Origin of the sequence: Pseudomonas ovata (assembly GCF_003131185.1) — a bacterium.
Taxonomy (GTDB): Bacteria; Pseudomonadota; Gammaproteobacteria; order Pseudomonadales; family Pseudomonadaceae; genus Aquipseudomonas; species Aquipseudomonas ovata.
Genome location: NZ_QFFU01000005.1, coordinates 314,065 through 329,724 on the forward strand (window position 1 = coordinate 314,065; position 15,660 = coordinate 329,724).

A 15,660-nucleotide genomic window follows, 5' to 3' on the forward strand; every position below is an offset into this window, starting at 1 on the left:
CCGTGGTTGCCTGGGCCGTGATCGATCGGGTTTGCCTGACGAAACGCGCGCCATAGAAGAACAAGCAAGAAGGATTGAAGTCATGTCCAGCATCGAGCCGCCGTCCCAGCCAGACACCGTCGCTGCCGTTCCGATCAGCGCCGACGACCTGTTGCGCATGATCACCGAGCAGTACGAAGAATTGCCGCGCCAGCTCAAGCGCATTGCCAGCTACATGAGCCAGCAGAGCGGGCGGATCATGGTCGATCGCATCAGCGATATCGCCCGCGAGTGCGAGGTTCACCCTTCGGCCATCGTGCGGTTTTCGCAGCGCTTCGGTTTCAGTGGCTTCAGCGAAATGCAGGCACTGTTTCGCGATGCCTATACGCACAAGACCACGCCGGTGCAGAACTACCAGCAACGCATCCGCAGCATGATCGCCGACAAGGCGCACAAGGCCGGGGCCGGCGACCTGGCACGTGAATGTGTGAATGCAACCTTGTCTGGCCTGGAGCGCCTGAGCGACGACCTTGATGACGAAGCCTTCGAGAAAGCCGTCGACCTGGTGGTCAACGCTGAAAACATCTATGTGGTGGGGGTGCGCCGCTCGTTTGCCGTGGCGGATTACCTGGTCTACAACCTGCAGCACACCAACAAGCGCATCCATTTGATTTCCGGGCTGGGCGGCGGCTATCGCGAGCAGATGCGCAGCATCCGTTCCACCGACCTGCTGATCGCCATCAGCTTTACCCCGTACGGCAAGGAAACCCAGCACTGCCTGCGCATCGCCCAGCACAACCAGGCCAAGACCCTGATCATTACCGACAGCAACCTGTCGCCGCTGGCCAAGCGGGCCAATTCGGTGTTGCTGGTCAATGAAGGCAGCTCGTTCGCCTTCCGCTCATTGAGTGCCACCTTGTGCCTGTGCCAGGCGCTTTTTATCGCCGTGGCGTACCGGCTGGAATTGAAGGTCGACGAGATTCACGAGCAGGTGGATCTGGAGGATTGAATGTCCGCGTCAGGCAGCAAGTGCCACTATTGCCCGAGGCCGCGTCGAACGCGGCCTCGGGCGTTCTGCACCGGGCCTTTCCCTTCTGTCGGCGGCTGACAAATGGGTTGTACAAAAATCAGGAATGCCCTCTATAGTGCCATCACTGCACAGGACAGCATGTGTGCCTGCTCCCAGCCCCACCGGGCGCCCCAGGATCCGGGCCAGGTACATAGAAGACATGGACCGAAACCGTGTGCCATCTCTTTGCGAGTCATACCATGATGCTATTCAATTCCAACAAGAAAGTCCTCGCCGCCCTCCAGCAGACCATCGACCAGCAAGCGTGCCTGCTGGAAGCCATCAATCGCTCGATGGCCAGCGTCGAGTTCGACCTCAATGGCAACGTCCTGCACGCCAACGAAAACTTTCTCAAAGTCATGGGCTATCGTCTGGAAGACATCCTGGGCAAGCACCACCGGATCTTCTGCACCGCCGACGATGTACGCAGCCCCGAGTACGACAAGCTCTGGACCCGCCTGCGCGCCGGCGATTTCGTCAGCCAGACGTTTCACCGGGTCGGGCGCGAAGGCCGTACCGTCTGGCTCGAGGCCAGCTACAACCCGGTGCGCGACAGCACCGGCAAGGTGTTGAAGGTCGTGAAGTACGCCACCGATGTCACCGCCCGCATCGAGGAGGCCAATGAAGCGCGCAACAAGCTGCACGCCATTGACCGCGCGATGGCGATCGTCGAGTTTGACCTTGAGGGCCGCATTCTCAAGGTTAACGCCAACCTGAGCCAGACCATGGGCTACAGCGAGGCCGAACTGGTCGGCAAGAACCACAGCATGCTGTGCCCGAGCGAGGTGGCCAACAGCAGCGAATACGCCGACTTCTGGCGGCGCCTGAACAAGGGCGAATTCTTCAGCGGGCAGTTCAAACGTGTAGGCCGCCATGGCCAGGTCCGCTGGATGGAGGCCACCTACAATCCGGTGTACGACGCTGATGGCAAACTGCACCGTATCGTCAAGTTTGCCTCCGACATCACTCCGCGGGTCGAGGAGCACGAACGCGATGCCAGCAGCGCCGCCCAGGCGTATCACATTTCGGTAGAGACCCGTAAGGTCACTGAACACGGCACTGAGGTGATTCAGCAGGCGGCCAGTGAGATGCGTCAGATTTCGATGAACATCGAGGATTCTTCACGCATCGTTGCGCAACTGGGCGCCCGTTCCGAGCAGATCACCGCCATCGTCAACACCATTCGCAGCATTGCCGACCAGACCAACCTGCTGGCCCTCAATGCCGCCATCGAGGCTGCCCGCGCTGGCGATCAGGGCCGCGGTTTTGCAGTAGTGGCTGATGAAGTAAGGCAACTGGCCGGTCGCACCAGCCGTTCGACGGCCGAGATCTCCGAAATGATCGGCATGATCCAGACCGAAACCCGCCAGGCCATCGACAGCATGGACAACACCCGCAGCAATGCGATCAAGGGTGTCGACCTGGCAGACCAGGCCGGCTCTGTGATCGTCAAAATCAGCGAAGGCACCAACAATGCGGTGGACGCCGTAAAGATGTTTGCCCGGCTGGGGCATTGATTGACCGCCGGGGGACTAGTCCCCCGACTGGCCTTGCGTTTTCTCGCGGTTTTTCGCACTGATGCGCTTGGCGCTCTTCTCCAGCACCAGGTACACCACCACGGCGAGCATCAACGGCAACAGGAAGTAGATCGCCCGGTAACCGATCAACGCGGCCAGCAAGGTGCCCTTGGAAAACTGGTGTGCCAAAAGCGTAATGAACACGGTTTCCAGCACCCCGAGCCCGGCCGGAATATGGGTGATGACCCCGGCAATGCTGCTGATCAGCAGCACGCCCAGAATGGCCGGGTAAAAGGCTTTTTCCGGCAACAGCGTGAAAATCACCATGGCCATCAGCGACCAGTTCAGCGCGCCAAGGCTGGCCTGGATCAGTGCCTGGGTCAGCGACGGCAGGGTCAGTTCCTGGCCACGGATCGTCCATGAACGCCGCTTGGAAAACCGGCAGGCCAGCAGGTACGCCAGGCACACCGCCAGCAAGGCCACACCGATCAGTTGCAGGCTGCCGCTGCCAATGGACCACTCCGGTGGCAACTTCAGAAAGCCCATGGCGAACACAAACCCGGCCAGCAGCATGTAGCCCAGCCAGTTGGTGATCAGGCTCAGGCTCAGCACCCGCGTAATGGTCGGTACATCCAGTCCCAGTCGCGAATACAGCCGGTAGCGCAAAGCGATACCGCCGACCCAGGAACTGAGGTTGAGGTTGAAGGCATAGCAGACGAACGTCACCGGGATGATCTGCGCGACGCTCAGTTTATGCCGGGTGTAATACCGCGCCAGAATGTCGAAGCCGCAGTAGGTCAGGTAGCTGGCCGCCGCCACCAGTGCCGCGATGGCCAGGGTGCTGGCCTTGTAGGATTGCAGAGCCTTCTTGACCTCCTGCCAGTCGATGTTCTTGATCAGCATGAACAGCAGTATCGGTACGGCAATGAAGAAAAACAGCTTGAGCAGACGCTTGGCCCATACCCAACGTGGCGAAGCCTGACTGGAATCTTGCGTAGCGCTGGCCTGGCTCATGATGGTTTCTCCTGACTGGGCATTTCCTGAACCGCATCCTGTTGCTGCTTGATGACCTTTGCCTCCGGCATGATGTCGGCCGCCCGCAAGGGCTTCAGGCGCAGGCCATGGACCGGGAACAGACCGGCAATCGCCGGAAAATGACGCAGGAAGTGAAAGCACAGAAAGATCATTGGCGCCCGCCACCATTGCCCGCGCGCCGCGCCCTTGAGCGTGATCGGCACACTGTGCGCAGCGGCCAGCCCCAGCAGGTGATCCTGCAGGTGCTGATTCAGGGCCGCATCACGAATGAACAGGTTGGCTTCCAGGTTCAGGGCCAGGCTCAAGGGGTCCAGGTTGCTGGAGCCTACCGTGGACCATTCATGGTCGATCAGCGCCACCTTGCCGTGCAGGGCACGCTGCTTGTACTCGTGGATCACCACGCCGTCGCGCAGCAGGTAGGTGTAGGTCAGGCGCGAGCAGACCCGCACGAACGGCATGTCCGGCTTGCCTTGCAGAATCAGCGTGACCTTGACCCCGCGCCGGGCGGCATTGCGCAACTCGCGCAAAAAACGGTAGCTGGGAAAGAAGTAGGCGTTGGCCAGGGTAATGCGCGATCTGGCCTGGCGAATGGCCTTGAGGTACTGCTCTTCGATGTCGGTGGTGTGCTGGCGGTTGTCGCGCTCGGCCAGCAGCATGCGCGCGGTGCCGGCACGTTCGAGTGTCAGCGGCACCGGCTTGAGCCCTTCGCGAACGGTCTGGCTGAGCATCTGCAGGGTGCTGCGGTGAATGTCAGCCAGGATCGGCCCACGCACCCGTACGGCATAGTCCTGCTTGGCAGTCAGCCCGGTGTCGGTCATGTGGTCGACGCTGTAGTTGATGCCGCCGATGAACGCCTGTTCGCCGTCGATCACCACCACCTTGCGGTGCAGGCGGCGAAACAGGTTGGTGCGCATGCCCATCAGCCGTGGCTGCGGGTCGAACAGCTGGATCTGGATGCCGGCATCGATCATCTGCTTGACGAACACCGAACTCAAATCGCAGGTGCCGTAGTCGTCGACCGTCACCACCACCTGCGCGCCGTTGTGCGCCGCCTGGATCAGCGCCTGTTGCAGCGCTTCGCCGACGCGGTCTTCAAAAATGATGAACGTCTCCACCAGCACTTGTCGACGCGCCTGACGCATGGCGTCGAACACCGCACTGTAGAAATCCTCGCCATTGATCAGCAACTCCACCGAGTTACCGTCGCACCATTGTGCTTCACTCATAAAGTCACCTCCACCGCCAACGGTGCATGATCGGAAAGATGTGACCAGGGCCGGTTACTCAGCACGTGTGGTCTTCTGGATGTGGCATTGGCCACGTAGATACGGTCCAGCCGCAGCAAGGGCCAGCGGGCCGGAAAGCTTTTGGCCGGTGCCCCGGCATGACGCACGAACACCTCATGCAAGCCGGTGCCCTCAAGCAAGGCATCGGCGCGCTGGCGCCAGTCGTTGAAGTCGCCGGCAACGATCACAGGCTCCCCTTCGGGCAGACGCTTGACCAGTTGCGCCATCAGGCCGATCTGCTCTTCGCGGTGTTTTTCACGCAGGCCCAGGTGCACGCAGATCGCATGTACATGGCCGCAACCAGGCACATCCAGCACGCAATGCAGCAGCCCGCGCTGCTCGGTGCCATGAATCGAAACGTCAAGGTTTTCGTGGCGCACGATCGGGTATTTGGACAGCAGTGCATTGCCATGATCGCCGTCCGGGTACACGGCATTGCGCCCGTAGGCGAAGTCGCTCCACATGCTGTCGGCCAGAAACTCGTATTGCGACAGCGTCGGCCAGCCTTTGACGCGACTGGCATGGCGCTGGTGCTCACCATGCACTTCCTGGAGAAACACGATGTCGGCTGACACGCTGCGCACGGCATCGCGCAACTCCGGGAGGATGAAGCGGCGATTGAGAAAGCCAAAGCCCATGTGCATGTTCATGCTCAGTACATTGATCGAAAGGGCCGATACCGGCTGTGGGTGGCCGACAGGCGTATTGGCTCGGGTCAAGAACGCTCACTCCTTATCTCGTCCGGCGGCGGCAAACAGACACCGGGCGCCACATTATTCAAAGCATATGAAGCCTGTCGAACGGGCAGGTTCCGTGCTGAATAACCAATGAATACAGGCAACCGCCGGTCAACCGGGACTGAACTTTTCGAGGCCGCCAGGGCTCATCCGAATACAGGTCCGCACAAAAGCACAGGCCTGTCATTGATTGAGGGATCGATCATGAAAGGTGTGATCGCATTGATTGCCAGCCTGGGGTATTCGCTGGCGTGGGGCGAGGCGTGCGATGTACGCACCGAACAGGCCAGCGAGCAGGTGCCGGTGGTGCAGACGCACATCTGTTACGAGTACGCGCACATGCCCGAGGGTTCGATCAACTGGTCATGCAGCCGTGAAGACCAGGGGGTCAGCCCCAGCACCAAGCAAAGGGTGGCGCACTGCCCGGCCGATGCACGGGCCTCCTGCACGGCCACCCTGACCGCCGAATCATTGAGCAACGAACGCTCGGCCAGCCGCGATCCCGGACAGGACCCACCGACCATTCCCGAAGGCGCACAAATCATCACTTGGTATTACCAGATCGAACAGCAGGCCCAGGCCCGCAACGACTGTGAAAACAACGGTGGCATCTTCCAGCTCAAGACCACGCAATGATCAGCCAGGACTCAGGCATGTACCTTGCTTGCGATTACACAACAATCCTTTTCATGGCGCTTTGCTGACCACAAGGACCCTGCCTTGGCTGATTTGCCTGACCAACGCTATTCTCACAGAGCTCGCTGGCTGCACTGGCTCATGGCCGGCCTGGTGATCCTGGCCTATTGCCTGATTCTGAGCCGCACCCAGTTCACCCGGGGGTCGGAGTACCGCGTACTGGTGGTGCAGAGCCATTACTGGACCGGCCTGCTGCTGCTGGGCCTGGCCTTTTTCCGCCTGGCCGAGCGCCGCCGCCATGCACCACCGGCCATTACCCCGCCGCTGCAGGGCACCTTGCGCCGCGTGGCCACCCTGACGCATTACCTGATGTACGCTTTTCTGTTCGTCCAGCCGGTGCTGGGCCTGCTGACGGTGATGGTGGAAAAAGGCGCCCTGCCGATCCTGTTCACCGACGCCGCCATTCCCTGGCCGCTGCCGACGTCAGGGCGGACGGCGGAGTATTTCGAAGACCTGCACAAGCTGTTTGCCACCCTGTTCTATTATGTCGCCGGTCTGCATGTGGTAGCGGCGCTCTGGCATCACTTCATTCGCAAGGACGATACGCTCAAGCGAATGCTGTAAAGCAGGTGGGAATTTTCGACACATGCAGGCGCACGATTAAAACCGCAGGCTATGATGCGCGCCGACCTGTTTCGCCTCTCTTTTATTCTGCCTTTGAATTCAAGGACATTTCATGCGCACGCAGTTGTTGACTGCCCTGATTGCCGGCTCCACCTTCGCCACCGGCGCTTACGCCAGCGGCGATGATTCATGCTACCCACGCTGGTCAATGATCAAGGAGGACCTGTCGATCTGCAGCAGCCTGGCCTTTCTCAGCCCGGGCAACGACAGCCAGGTCAACCTGCGCCTGCTGCTGGCCGACAAGGGCGCGCTGGCACTCAAGCCGCAGCCGTTGAATGCCACCGACCTTGAGCAAGGCTATGGCCCGGTGCCCTTCCCTGCTTCGCGGCTCTACCCGGTCGCACCCGCCGCCGATCAAGCCGCCGTCGAGCGCTCCGATCCTCTGGTCGCTCCTTTGCAACGCCTGGGCCTGACCGTACCGCAAAGCACCGCAGGCGCCGACCTGCTCAACGGTGAAGGCAGCCGCTGTCGCAGCAATGATCGCGACAGCGCCGCGGCATTCATCGGCCAGGTGCTGGACAGCACCGACACCTCGGACAGCGAGCGCAAGGCACTGGCCGACAGCCGCCTGCAAATGCTCGGCGCATGCAGCTGGACGCCTGAGCAACAAGTCAGCCTGATGCCGACACAGTTGTCATCGGCCAGCGCCCAGGCGTTCGCCACTTACCTGCGTGCGGCCAGCGATTTCTACAGTGGACGTTTTAACGAGGCCAGCCAGGGCTTTGCCAGCCTGGCCAACAGCCCCCAGCCCTGGCTGCAACAGACCGCCACCTACATGGGCGCGCGTACGGCACTCAATCATGTGCAGGAAACGGCCTTCAACGAATACAGCGAGCTTGACCTGGCGCGCGTGGACAAAACCCTGCTGCAACAGGCCGAACAGGGATTTGCCCACTACCTGAGCACCTGGCCCGACGGCGCCTATGCGGTGTCGGCCAAGGGGCTTTTGCGCCGTGTGCACTGGCTGGGCGGCAACGACCCTGCGCTGGCCGACGATTACGCCTGGCAACTGGCGCAAGCCGATGATCAACGGCGTAACCTGAGCCTGGATGAACTGGTCAACGAGGTCGATATCAAGCTGTTGATGCGCAGCACCGGCCCATTGCAGGACCCGATGCTGATGGCCGTCAGCGACCTGATGAAAATGCGCGAGCAGGCGACCCCGCCCTTGACCCTGGCCGACCTGCAGGCCCAGCGGGCGGTGTTTGCCGACCAGCCTGATTTGTACGAATACCTGCTGGCCGCCCATGCGCTGTATCGCCAGGACGACCCCGGGCAAGCCCTCAAGCACCTGCCGCCGGCCCCGACGCCGGGCGAACGCCTGGATTACCTGGGCTTGAGCCGGCACATCCTGCGCGGCCTGGCACTGGAGGCGCGCCAGGACTGGAAAGGCGCGCAACAGACCTGGCTGGACCTGCTGCCCAAGGCGCAGGCGCCCTTGCAGCGCGAACAACTGGAACTGGCGCTGGCCATGAGCTTCGAGCGCGACGAACAACTGTCCCGCGTTTTCGCCAGTGACTCACCGATCACGTCGCGCCAGGTACGCAATATCCTGCTCAGCCATGTCGCCGATGCCGACCTGCTGCGCCAGCAGGCCAGCCAGGGCCTGGATGCCAGCGAGCGTAATCTGGCACTGTTCGTGCTCCTGTATAAAGACCTGATGCGCGGTCGGTACAACGACTTCGCCGAAGACCTCAAACGCCTGCCCTCGCCCCTGCCCGATGAAAAGCTCGGTTACGGCCTGGGCTACGTCTATCAACCCGGCCCGTCGCTGGCACTGTTTCAGTGGCAAGGCGACAAGGCCGAGTCGGGCTACACCTGCCCGGCCATCGTGCAAACGGCAGCGACATTGCAAACCGATGCGAAAAACCCGCAGGCGCTCAACTGCCTGGGTGAATTCATCCTGCGCAACCGCCTCGATGGCATGCCGCTGGACCAGCGTCGTGACGCCGACACACTGGGCGGCAGCGCACCGGGTTTCAGCGGACCGGTGTTCTCGCGACTCGACGGCTACCGCCTGGTGATCGCCAACCCCAAGGCCGCCGCCACTGACAAGGCCTATGCGCTGTTTCGCGCCATCAACTGCTACGGTCCGGCCGGCTACAACAGTTGCGGCGGCCAGGAGGTCGAGCCGGCCGTGCGCAAGGCCTGGTTCAAGCAACTGAAAAGCAGCTACGCCACCACGCAGTGGGGCAAGACCCTGCAGTACTACTGGTGATCGCCTACAAGGCCTGGCGCTGGCTGGCCCTGTTCGGCCTGCTGGGCACGCTGCCCGCGCAGGCCACCGTCGATGCCCGCGACTACGATGCCTTCTGGCTGTGGGGCGGCGTCGCCTCCCAGCCGGTGCTGGCTAAGGCGCGCACGCTGTATGTGCTGCAAGGGCAGATCAGCCAGTCGCGCCGCGATCCGCAGGTGCGCTTCGTCGCCCAGGGCCCAAGCGTGGCGCGCCTGCCGCAGGCGCAACTGTGGGTGGTGTACCGCGCCCATACCCTGCGCTGGCCGGACTCGGTGTACCGCCAGTTGCTCGGCCAGGTCGAACGCTGGCGCCAGGCCGGCAACCCGGTGATGGGCATCCAGATCGACTTCGACGCCCGCACCCGTTACCTGGACGAATACGTGGCCTTCCTGCGTGACCTGCGCCAGCGCCTGCCGGCTGATTACCGACTGAGCATCACCGGCCTGATGGACTGGAGCAGCAACGCCGACGCCAGCACCATCGGCCAGCTCAAGGGCGTGATTGACGAGGTGGTGGTGCAAACCTACCAGGGCCGCCACAGCATTCCCGACTACGGCGCCTACCTGCCGCGCCTGAGCCGACTGGGCCTGCCCTTCAAGGTCGGCCTGATCCAGGGCGGCCAATGGCAAGCCCCGGATTACCTGCAAGACAGCCCGGGGTTCGCGGGCTATGTGGTGTTCCTGCAGAACCGCTGATCAGCGAAAACCGGTTTTCTGCTTAAGCACATGAAAAATCTGAAAAAAAGATTTGCATTGGCAAGGACCTTCGACTAAATTAGCGCGCCTCGGCAGACACAACATGTGACGCGAGATACGGTGAGATGTCCGAGTGGTTTAAGGAGCACGCCTGGAAAGTGTGTATACGAGAAATCGTATCGAGGGTTCGAATCCCTCTTTCACCGCCATATTGAAGAAACGCGAAGCCCCTGATTTCATTGAAGAAAATCAGGGGCTTCGTGGTTTTCGTCGTCTGAAAAATGGCCCATGGGACGCTCCATGGGAACATTTTGGGAATTAGCACTACATCTGCAGGGCGTGCTCCAGCATGCTGATCACATCCGGGCCGTCCTCGTTGATCCAGGTGCCATAGTGCTTGCGGATCATGTTGCTGCTGGTGTGACCCATCTGCTCAGCGATCCAGTCGATCGAAACCACCCCGCTGCTGAGCAACTGGCTGGCATAGGTGTGCCGGCACTGGCCAGGCCCGCGATACCTCACGCCGGCATACTCCAGGTGCGTCTTGAAGAACCGATCGCGGATGCTGAAGTCATTGACGTGCGGCTCGCCCGTGGTGGTATTGAGGAACACAAAGTGCAACTTGTGTTGCCGAACAGTCCGGTTGTCACGCTACACCACGTCGACCGTATGCGGCTTTGATCTGGCCGATAAGACCTTGAGCTTGCGCAGCGCATCGAGCGCCGGTCGCAACAGTTGCACCTTGCGCGTCGAGCGCCGGGTTTTCGTCACTCGATACGCACCGTGAACCTTTGATCGCTGGAATGTCACAGTCCCTGTCTGCAGGTCGACGTCTTCCCACGCCAGGGCCAGCGCCTCGGATACACGCGGCCCGGCCCAGATCATGAACTGCATCATCAGCAGCTCGTAAGTCCGGCTGGTGGGCGTGCTCAGAATCTGCGCGATCTCCGCCTTGGTGAATGGGTCCGGCTGCGCCGGATCGGGCAAACGCACATGCAAACCTTCGGTCGGATCGTGCGCCACCCTCTTACGCATGCGGTACAGCCTGAACACCTGTCGAACATTGCTGATGATGTCGCGGATGGTCTTGTTGCCGAGGCGTGCCGACAGCGTGCCCTGTATCCACTCCTGCAGATCCAGGTGATCGATTCTGTCGATCTGCACCTTCTCCCACTTGGGCCTGACGTGAACCTCTGCCTTGTTGGAGTAACCGCGATAGGTGGTGGCCGCGACATTGTTCTTCTGGATGCTCAACCACAGGTCCAGGTAATGACCAAAGGTGTTATCGGTCAGCCTGGCTGAGTTGGGAAAATGACGGGAATATTCAAAGGTGCCGGCCTGGATCTCGTACTCGATGATGTCGACCAGTCGCTTGGCCTGAGCCCGGCTGGCCTCGGTGTTACCACCCGGAACAGGCTCACGACACAGATCCCCGTTGTAGCGAAAATAGATGCGGACCGAATTGCCCCTGGCTTCGACTCCGTTCATGGTGTGCCCTTATGCTTAAGCGTGTAGCAATAGTCTGACGCTATAAAAAAGAAAGGCCCGTTTCCGGGCCTAGTGTGCTGCAGGTCATCTTCTACTGGACGTGATCACTGCTTTTGCTGGGCTCTAAGCTGGGCACTTTGTTGCTGCCGACGCTTGCTGCATTGAGCATGATTACCCTGCACCCGCCATCGGCCGCACTGGTCGCAGACGCTGGGCAGGTCAATGTTCCACGGAAAACTTTTGGTCTTATTCATGCAGTCCTCAGATGTTGGCCAGTACGCGCCATAGCCTTGTATACAATGGCCGCCTCCACTTCGCTGATGTCCCCCATCCGATAAGCCAAGCTGGCCAGGCTCTCAAGCCGGGTTCGGGCATCGGGCGTCTTGTGCACCTGATAGCCAATCAAGGCCGCGCCGATCATGGCGGTGGCCAACAGCTTTCGGGACGATGTGGTAGCCTTCGTCTCGCTGCCGCTTTGGTGTTGTGCGTCCATAGCGTTACTCCTGGTGGTGGTTGGTGCAGGGGAGTTGCAGCTCCTCTGCGCCTTTCTTTATGCCGGCACTGCCGGCGTCAGCAAATGGCGATCAGTCCCCGGCTTTGAAGATCCAGCACTTAACCGTCGGGCACCGTCCTACCAATGAATTACGCATGGCCTGCGCCGAGCGCACAGCACTGTCCACCGCCTTGTAATCAAGGTATTTGCGACTGCGAGACTCTTTCAGAAGGCTTTTCAGGGTGGTGACATCTGCCAGTTTCTGACGGTGCTCGGCAGCCCGCTCAGCAAACTCGTTGAGGTTGATGGCGATGACATCCGGGTTCTTGCTGTGGTTGACCAACGGGTCGTCGTAGATCGATTCCAGGTACTCATAGACCTGCCAGAACTCCGCAACAGTTTGATGATCGGCGCTGGTGACGCTCTGCCGCTCCAAGGCCATTTCAATAATCTGCCGCTGGGTCGCCTCGACTTGGTACGGCTCCAGCTTCACCACCAGTTGGATGCTGTCGAGCAGGCTCAACAGTTGGGCGTGGTTCTTGATGATCCGCTCCACCCTGATCGAGCCACGCAAAGCGTTGCCACACTGCTTGCAACCACTCTCGGCCGGCAGCTCAGTACTGCAGGCGTAGCAGTGCGTGTTCAGGCGACGCAGCGTAGTCTCATGGCCTGGCATGCTTTGGCCAAACATGTCCATCACCACAGATTCTTTACGCAGCGCTTGCAACAGGAAGTGACTCAAGGTTGTACCGTCCAAAGCATTCAGGCGATCAGCTGCAGCGCGGCTCTCCGGCGTAACAGTCGGGCGGACAAAGTGCAGCTTGGCGATACGGGTCATGATGGCTTCGTCGGAAACCACTGCTGCGTTCTGGCTGATGGCGATGGTCCCGCGAAACGGCGGCTCATAGGTTTCGTTACCAGCGGTTTTCATGCCCTTGGTGGCCAGCGTGCCGCCGCCAAAGAAGTCCTTGAGTTCGTTCCAATCGAAGGCTTTGACATAGTGCTTATCTTCTTCCTTCCGATCGGCTTCCAGGAACACCACCGGCATACCTGACACCTGGCCCATAAGACGGGACCGCCCCGCCTTCGTGGACTTCATCGGGTCGAAGCCCTCATACCCTTCCCTTCCCAACAGTTTCCACAACAGGTTGAGCAACGTGGTCTTGCCGGCACCGGCTTGGCCGGTGAGTTCCAGAAACGGATACGACTGGAACCTGGCGCGGATCTGCTCACAGAACAACGATCCGAAGAAGAACAGCAAGGCGGCAATCCCTTGGCTGCCAAAGCAGATCCACAACAGGCGCAGCCATTCTTCGTTGTACCGCTTGCCGTCGCGCTCCAGCTTGACCTGAACACCCTTCTGCAGCGTCTTCAAACGCAGCTTGCCGAACTCAAAATAGTCCTCGTTGTTGATGGGATAGACGTTGCCATCCTTGATAAAGGCCTCGCCGGCGAAGTAGTAGGTCAGGCCGACCTGCCGGCTTTTCAGAATGTTGCGGATCCGGGCGGTCAGCGGGTTCAGCTTCGCCTGGTACAGCTCCTTCTGGTACTGAATCTGATGTCAGCCTGTCCTACGCGAAGATTGACGCCTGGGCCAAGTTTCTGGATTTCCATGCGAAGTACTCGGCCGCTGTCCAGAAGCAAATCGCTCTGGACCGCATCATGGTCGGTTTCCATGGTCTGAACGCGGCCGTGCAGACCAACAAAGTCACGTACCCGATGCTGCAGGATGTCAACAAAGGCTGGCTGCAGCAGCTGCGTGAGAAGGCCCCTGAACAGGTAATCACCGCCAGCGCACAGATCTATAGCTTGGTCGAGACCGCCAAGATCAACGGCCAGGAGCCCTATACGTGGCTGCGCCACGTACTGGAGCGGCTGCCGCATGCCTCTTCGGTAGCAGACTACGAAGCGCTGCTGCCGTGGAACTGCTCGCCAGAGATGCCACGGTAAACCTGATCACTGCTTTGCGGTAGGTGGGGATCATGGATCGGATACGTTCGACTGGCGCAATCAAAAGATCAAACACCTGTCGCAGTTGCCGCCTAACAACGGCACGCAACACAGTGGTTTTTTCGAGACCGAGTTTGTACAGCGATCGGACGGCAGCGTGCTGGCCTTGCTGCGCTGGACAGGTGAGTCCTCGCAGATCCTGTACTCGGTCAGCACCGACCTGATGAAGAGCTGGACCGCCTGGCAGGACTACAACACCTGCGCCCCGAGTTCATCGTCTCGCATGTGGCTGGGCCGCACGCCCTCGGGCCGCCTGCTGTTCTGCTGGAACAACGACCTGATCCGCCGGACCTTGACCGTGGGGCTGTCGGACGACGACGGCGCCACCTATCCCTACCGGGTCGTACTTGAGCCCAGTTCCACCGGCCAGGTCTCTTACCCGATTGTCGAGTTTGGCGATAACGGCGAAATCTTCGTTATTTACGATAACGAACGAACAGCGGGCAAACGGCAGATCCGCATTGCCAAAGTAATGGAAAAAGAAATCGTCGCGGGAACCAGTGTTCCTGTTGTGAAAATTGTCAGCAACCCGGCTACCCCTTAAGGAATATCATGCGCGTATCTGCATTCGATCATAAAGTTCTTTCGTTCTTCCCACACGCCTACAAAGTTCGTAAGGCCATTGAAGGACTTTCGACCACCAAGCCAAATACATTTGCTTCGGGGCCGTCTACAACTACCGTTGCCGACAAGTTCTATGGCTCTGTGAACTTGCCCGATGGCAAGGTGCTGTTTATCCCGTACAGCAAAGGCAACATCGGTCTGTACGATCCGGTGCGCATGACCTATTCGGACGGTCCTGCGGTGCCTGTCGGATCGGCCCGTTTCCGTGGCGGGTGCCTGCACCCGGAAACCGGCCTGGTGGTGATGGCTCCGACCCTGTCGCCGAACATCGGCCTGTACGATATCCGCACTGGCGAGTTTCGCCTGGGCCCCAACCTGGGCACCGGCAGCATCGGCTACTTCGGCGCCGTCGTTTCCAGCGTCACGGGCAAGGTGATCCTGGTGCCTGGCACCTCGGCCAACATCGGTATCTATGACCCGGTGACCAACGAGTTCACCTTGGGCCCGGCTCACGGACTGACCGGCAGCCCGTACTTCAGCGGTGCTGAAGAGTTGCCCGATGGCCGGATCCTGCTGATCCCGTACAGCTCCACGATGTTCAAGATCTACGACCCGGTGGCGAACACGCTGAGCAACGGCCCGACCGGTCGTAAGCGCTCCATGAACCCCACATTCAAAGCCGCTGATTGATCCCGGATGCTGTGCTCCCGATTTCTTTCTGGAGCCCGCCAACCATGATGCGTCCTGATGCAAAAGTCGAAAAAGTGTATCTGTACCCCAAGCCCGTCGACTTCCGAAAATCCATCGACGGTCTGGCAGCCTTGGTCGAGTTGGACATCAAGGTTGCGGTGTTCGACCCCGTGCTATTCGTCTTCCTTAATAAGCCACGCAACCGCGTGAAGATCTTGTACTGGGAGCGCAACGGCTTCTGCCTTTGGCTCAAGCGCCTGGAGTCTGAGCGTTTCAAAACATCGCCCGATGTGACCGACGAAGCAATTGTCCTGACTGTCCAGGAGCTCAATTGGATGCTCGACGGCTTTGACCTTTGGCGTAACCGTCCCCATCAGGTTTTGACGCCGCGATTCGTGGCCTGATTCGGTATAATCCAGGGAATGAATTTCGTGCCCGACAACCTTCCTGATGATCCTGAATTGCTCAAGCAGATGCTTGCGAAGATGCAGTCCAGGATGGGCGTGCTCGAAGAGCAAGTTGCACTACTAAGGCAGCGCCT

Annotated in this window: 14 protein-coding genes, 1 tRNA gene and 3 pseudogenes; 12 read left to right on the plus strand and 6 right to left on the minus strand. The window is 60.1% G+C overall.

Annotation, left to right across the window (positions count from 1 at the left end):
- Positions 1-82: 82 nt before the first annotated feature.
- Positions 83-988 (plus strand): MurR/RpiR family transcriptional regulator, encoded by a 906-nt coding sequence (locus DGA31_RS10065; protein WP_056840210.1) that lies wholly within the window; start codon positions 83-85, stop codon positions 986-988.
- Positions 989-1,251: 263 nt separating this feature from the next.
- Positions 1,252-2,565, plus strand: a complete 1,314-nt coding sequence (locus DGA31_RS10070) for a methyl-accepting chemotaxis protein (RefSeq protein ID WP_109512440.1) — start codon at positions 1,252-1,254, stop codon at positions 2,563-2,565.
- A 15-nt stretch (positions 2,566-2,580) separates the two neighbouring features.
- Here the strand turns inward: DGA31_RS10070 and DGA31_RS10075 are convergent, their stop codons facing one another.
- The 3 genes from DGA31_RS10075 to DGA31_RS10085 are packed head-to-tail and all read right to left on the minus strand — an operon-like array spanning position 2,581 to position 5,605.
- Positions 2,581-3,579: a lysylphosphatidylglycerol synthase domain-containing protein gene (locus DGA31_RS10075; RefSeq protein ID WP_056840211.1), complete on the minus strand. Its 999-nt coding sequence runs from the start codon at positions 3,577-3,579 to the stop codon at positions 2,581-2,583.
- Positions 3,576-4,826, minus strand: coding sequence for a cardiolipin synthase ClsB (gene clsB, locus DGA31_RS10080; protein WP_109512423.1), 1,251 nt, complete (start codon positions 4,824-4,826; stop codon positions 3,576-3,578). Before clsB ends, DGA31_RS10075 begins: the two co-directional genes overlap by 4 nt.
- The gene (locus DGA31_RS10085; RefSeq protein WP_161959173.1) at positions 4,823-5,605 is read right to left on the minus strand and encodes an endonuclease/exonuclease/phosphatase family protein; all 783 of its coding nucleotides are present in this window, start codon (positions 5,603-5,605) and stop codon (positions 4,823-4,825) included. The genes clsB and DGA31_RS10085 overlap by 4 nt, the downstream gene beginning before the upstream one ends.
- A gap of 222 nt (positions 5,606-5,827) precedes the next feature.
- On the opposite strand from DGA31_RS10085, the gene DGA31_RS10090 reads away from it, so the two are divergent.
- The 5 genes from DGA31_RS10090 to DGA31_RS10110 all read left to right on the plus strand — a co-directional run bounded on the left by DGA31_RS10090 (position 5,828) and on the right by DGA31_RS10110 (position 10,083).
- Positions 5,828-6,259, plus strand: a complete 432-nt coding sequence (locus DGA31_RS10090) for a hypothetical protein (protein WP_109512424.1) — start codon at positions 5,828-5,830, stop codon at positions 6,257-6,259.
- An 84-nt stretch (positions 6,260-6,343) separates the two neighbouring features.
- Positions 6,344-6,883 carry a cytochrome b gene (locus tag DGA31_RS10095; protein ID WP_277749395.1) on the plus strand — a complete coding sequence of 180 codons (540 nt, stop codon included), beginning with the start codon at positions 6,344-6,346 and terminating at the stop codon, positions 6,881-6,883.
- 112 nt (positions 6,884-6,995) lie between these two features.
- Positions 6,996-9,161, plus strand: a complete 2,166-nt coding sequence (locus DGA31_RS10100) for a PA5441 family protein (protein WP_109512426.1) — start codon at positions 6,996-6,998, stop codon at positions 9,159-9,161.
- Positions 9,158-9,874: a DUF3142 domain-containing protein gene (locus DGA31_RS10105; protein ID WP_241509556.1), complete on the plus strand. Its 717-nt coding sequence runs from the start codon at positions 9,158-9,160 to the stop codon at positions 9,872-9,874. Before DGA31_RS10100 ends, DGA31_RS10105 begins: the two co-directional genes overlap by 4 nt.
- A gap of 119 nt (positions 9,875-9,993) precedes the next feature.
- Positions 9,994-10,083 (plus strand) — tRNA-Ser (locus DGA31_RS10110).
- Between the two features lie 115 nt (positions 10,084-10,198).
- Here DGA31_RS10110 and DGA31_RS10115 read toward each other — a convergent pair.
- The 3 genes and pseudogenes from DGA31_RS10115 to DGA31_RS10125 form a co-directional block, all read right to left on the minus strand.
- Positions 10,199-11,362 (minus strand): annotated as a pseudogene (locus tag DGA31_RS10115) (tyrosine-type recombinase/integrase).
- Between the two features lie 250 nt (positions 11,363-11,612).
- Positions 11,613-11,855 (minus strand): hypothetical protein, encoded by a 243-nt coding sequence (locus DGA31_RS10120; protein WP_109512427.1) that lies wholly within the window; start codon positions 11,853-11,855, stop codon positions 11,613-11,615.
- A 91-nt stretch (positions 11,856-11,946) separates the two neighbouring features.
- Positions 11,947-13,230 (minus strand): hypothetical protein, encoded by a 1,284-nt coding sequence (locus tag DGA31_RS10125; RefSeq protein WP_241509557.1) that lies wholly within the window; start codon positions 13,228-13,230, stop codon positions 11,947-11,949.
- Between the two features lie 173 nt (positions 13,231-13,403).
- On the opposite strand from DGA31_RS10125, the pseudogene DGA31_RS10130 reads away from it, so the two are divergent.
- From DGA31_RS10130 to tnpB, 5 genes and pseudogenes are all read left to right on the plus strand, one after another.
- Positions 13,404-13,652 (plus strand): annotated as a pseudogene (locus DGA31_RS10130) (P2 family phage major capsid protein); the annotation flags it as partial.
- Positions 13,641-13,805: pseudogene (locus DGA31_RS10135) on the plus strand (transposase domain-containing protein); the annotation flags it as partial. The pseudogenes DGA31_RS10130 and DGA31_RS10135, both read left to right, overlap by 12 nt.
- A gap of 85 nt (positions 13,806-13,890) precedes the next feature.
- Positions 13,891-14,409 (plus strand): sialidase family protein, encoded by a 519-nt coding sequence (locus DGA31_RS10140; protein WP_109512428.1) that lies wholly within the window; start codon positions 13,891-13,893, stop codon positions 14,407-14,409.
- 161 nt (positions 14,410-14,570) lie between these two features.
- Complete coding sequence (locus DGA31_RS10145) at positions 14,571-15,119, plus strand: Kelch repeat-containing protein (protein ID WP_152035011.1); 549 nt, start codon at positions 14,571-14,573, stop codon at positions 15,117-15,119.
- 44 nt (positions 15,120-15,163) lie between these two features.
- Positions 15,164-15,523, plus strand: coding sequence for an IS66 family insertion sequence element accessory protein TnpB (tnpB, locus tag DGA31_RS10150; RefSeq protein ID WP_007247730.1), 360 nt, complete (start codon positions 15,164-15,166; stop codon positions 15,521-15,523).
- The last annotated feature ends 137 nt before the right edge of the window (positions 15,524-15,660 follow it).

What these genes read in the sequence shown, in the direction of transcription:
- DGA31_RS10065 (WP_056840210.1), top strand. Translation starts at nt 83, where the DNA reads ATGTCCAGCATCGAGCCGCCGTCCCAGCCAGACACCGTCGCTGCCGTT.
- DGA31_RS10070 (WP_109512440.1), top strand. Translation starts at nt 1,252, where the DNA reads ATGCTATTCAATTCCAACAAGAAAGTCCTCGCCGCCCTCCAGCAGACC.
- DGA31_RS10075 (WP_056840211.1), bottom strand. Translation starts at nt 3,579, where the DNA reads ATGAGCCAGGCCAGCGCTACGCAAGATTCCAGTCAGGCTTCGCCACGT.
- clsB (WP_109512423.1), bottom strand. Translation starts at nt 4,826, where the DNA reads ATGAGTGAAGCACAATGGTGCGACGGTAACTCGGTGGAGTTGCTGATC.
- DGA31_RS10090 (WP_109512424.1), top strand. Translation starts at nt 5,828, where the DNA reads ATGAAAGGTGTGATCGCATTGATTGCCAGCCTGGGGTATTCGCTGGCG.
- DGA31_RS10100 (WP_109512426.1), top strand. Translation starts at nt 6,996, where the DNA reads ATGCGCACGCAGTTGTTGACTGCCCTGATTGCCGGCTCCACCTTCGCC.
- DGA31_RS10120 (WP_109512427.1), bottom strand. Translation starts at nt 11,855, where the DNA reads ATGGACGCACAACACCAAAGCGGCAGCGAGACGAAGGCTACCACATCG.
- tnpB (WP_007247730.1), top strand. Translation starts at nt 15,164, where the DNA reads ATGATGCGTCCTGATGCAAAAGTCGAAAAAGTGTATCTGTACCCCAAG.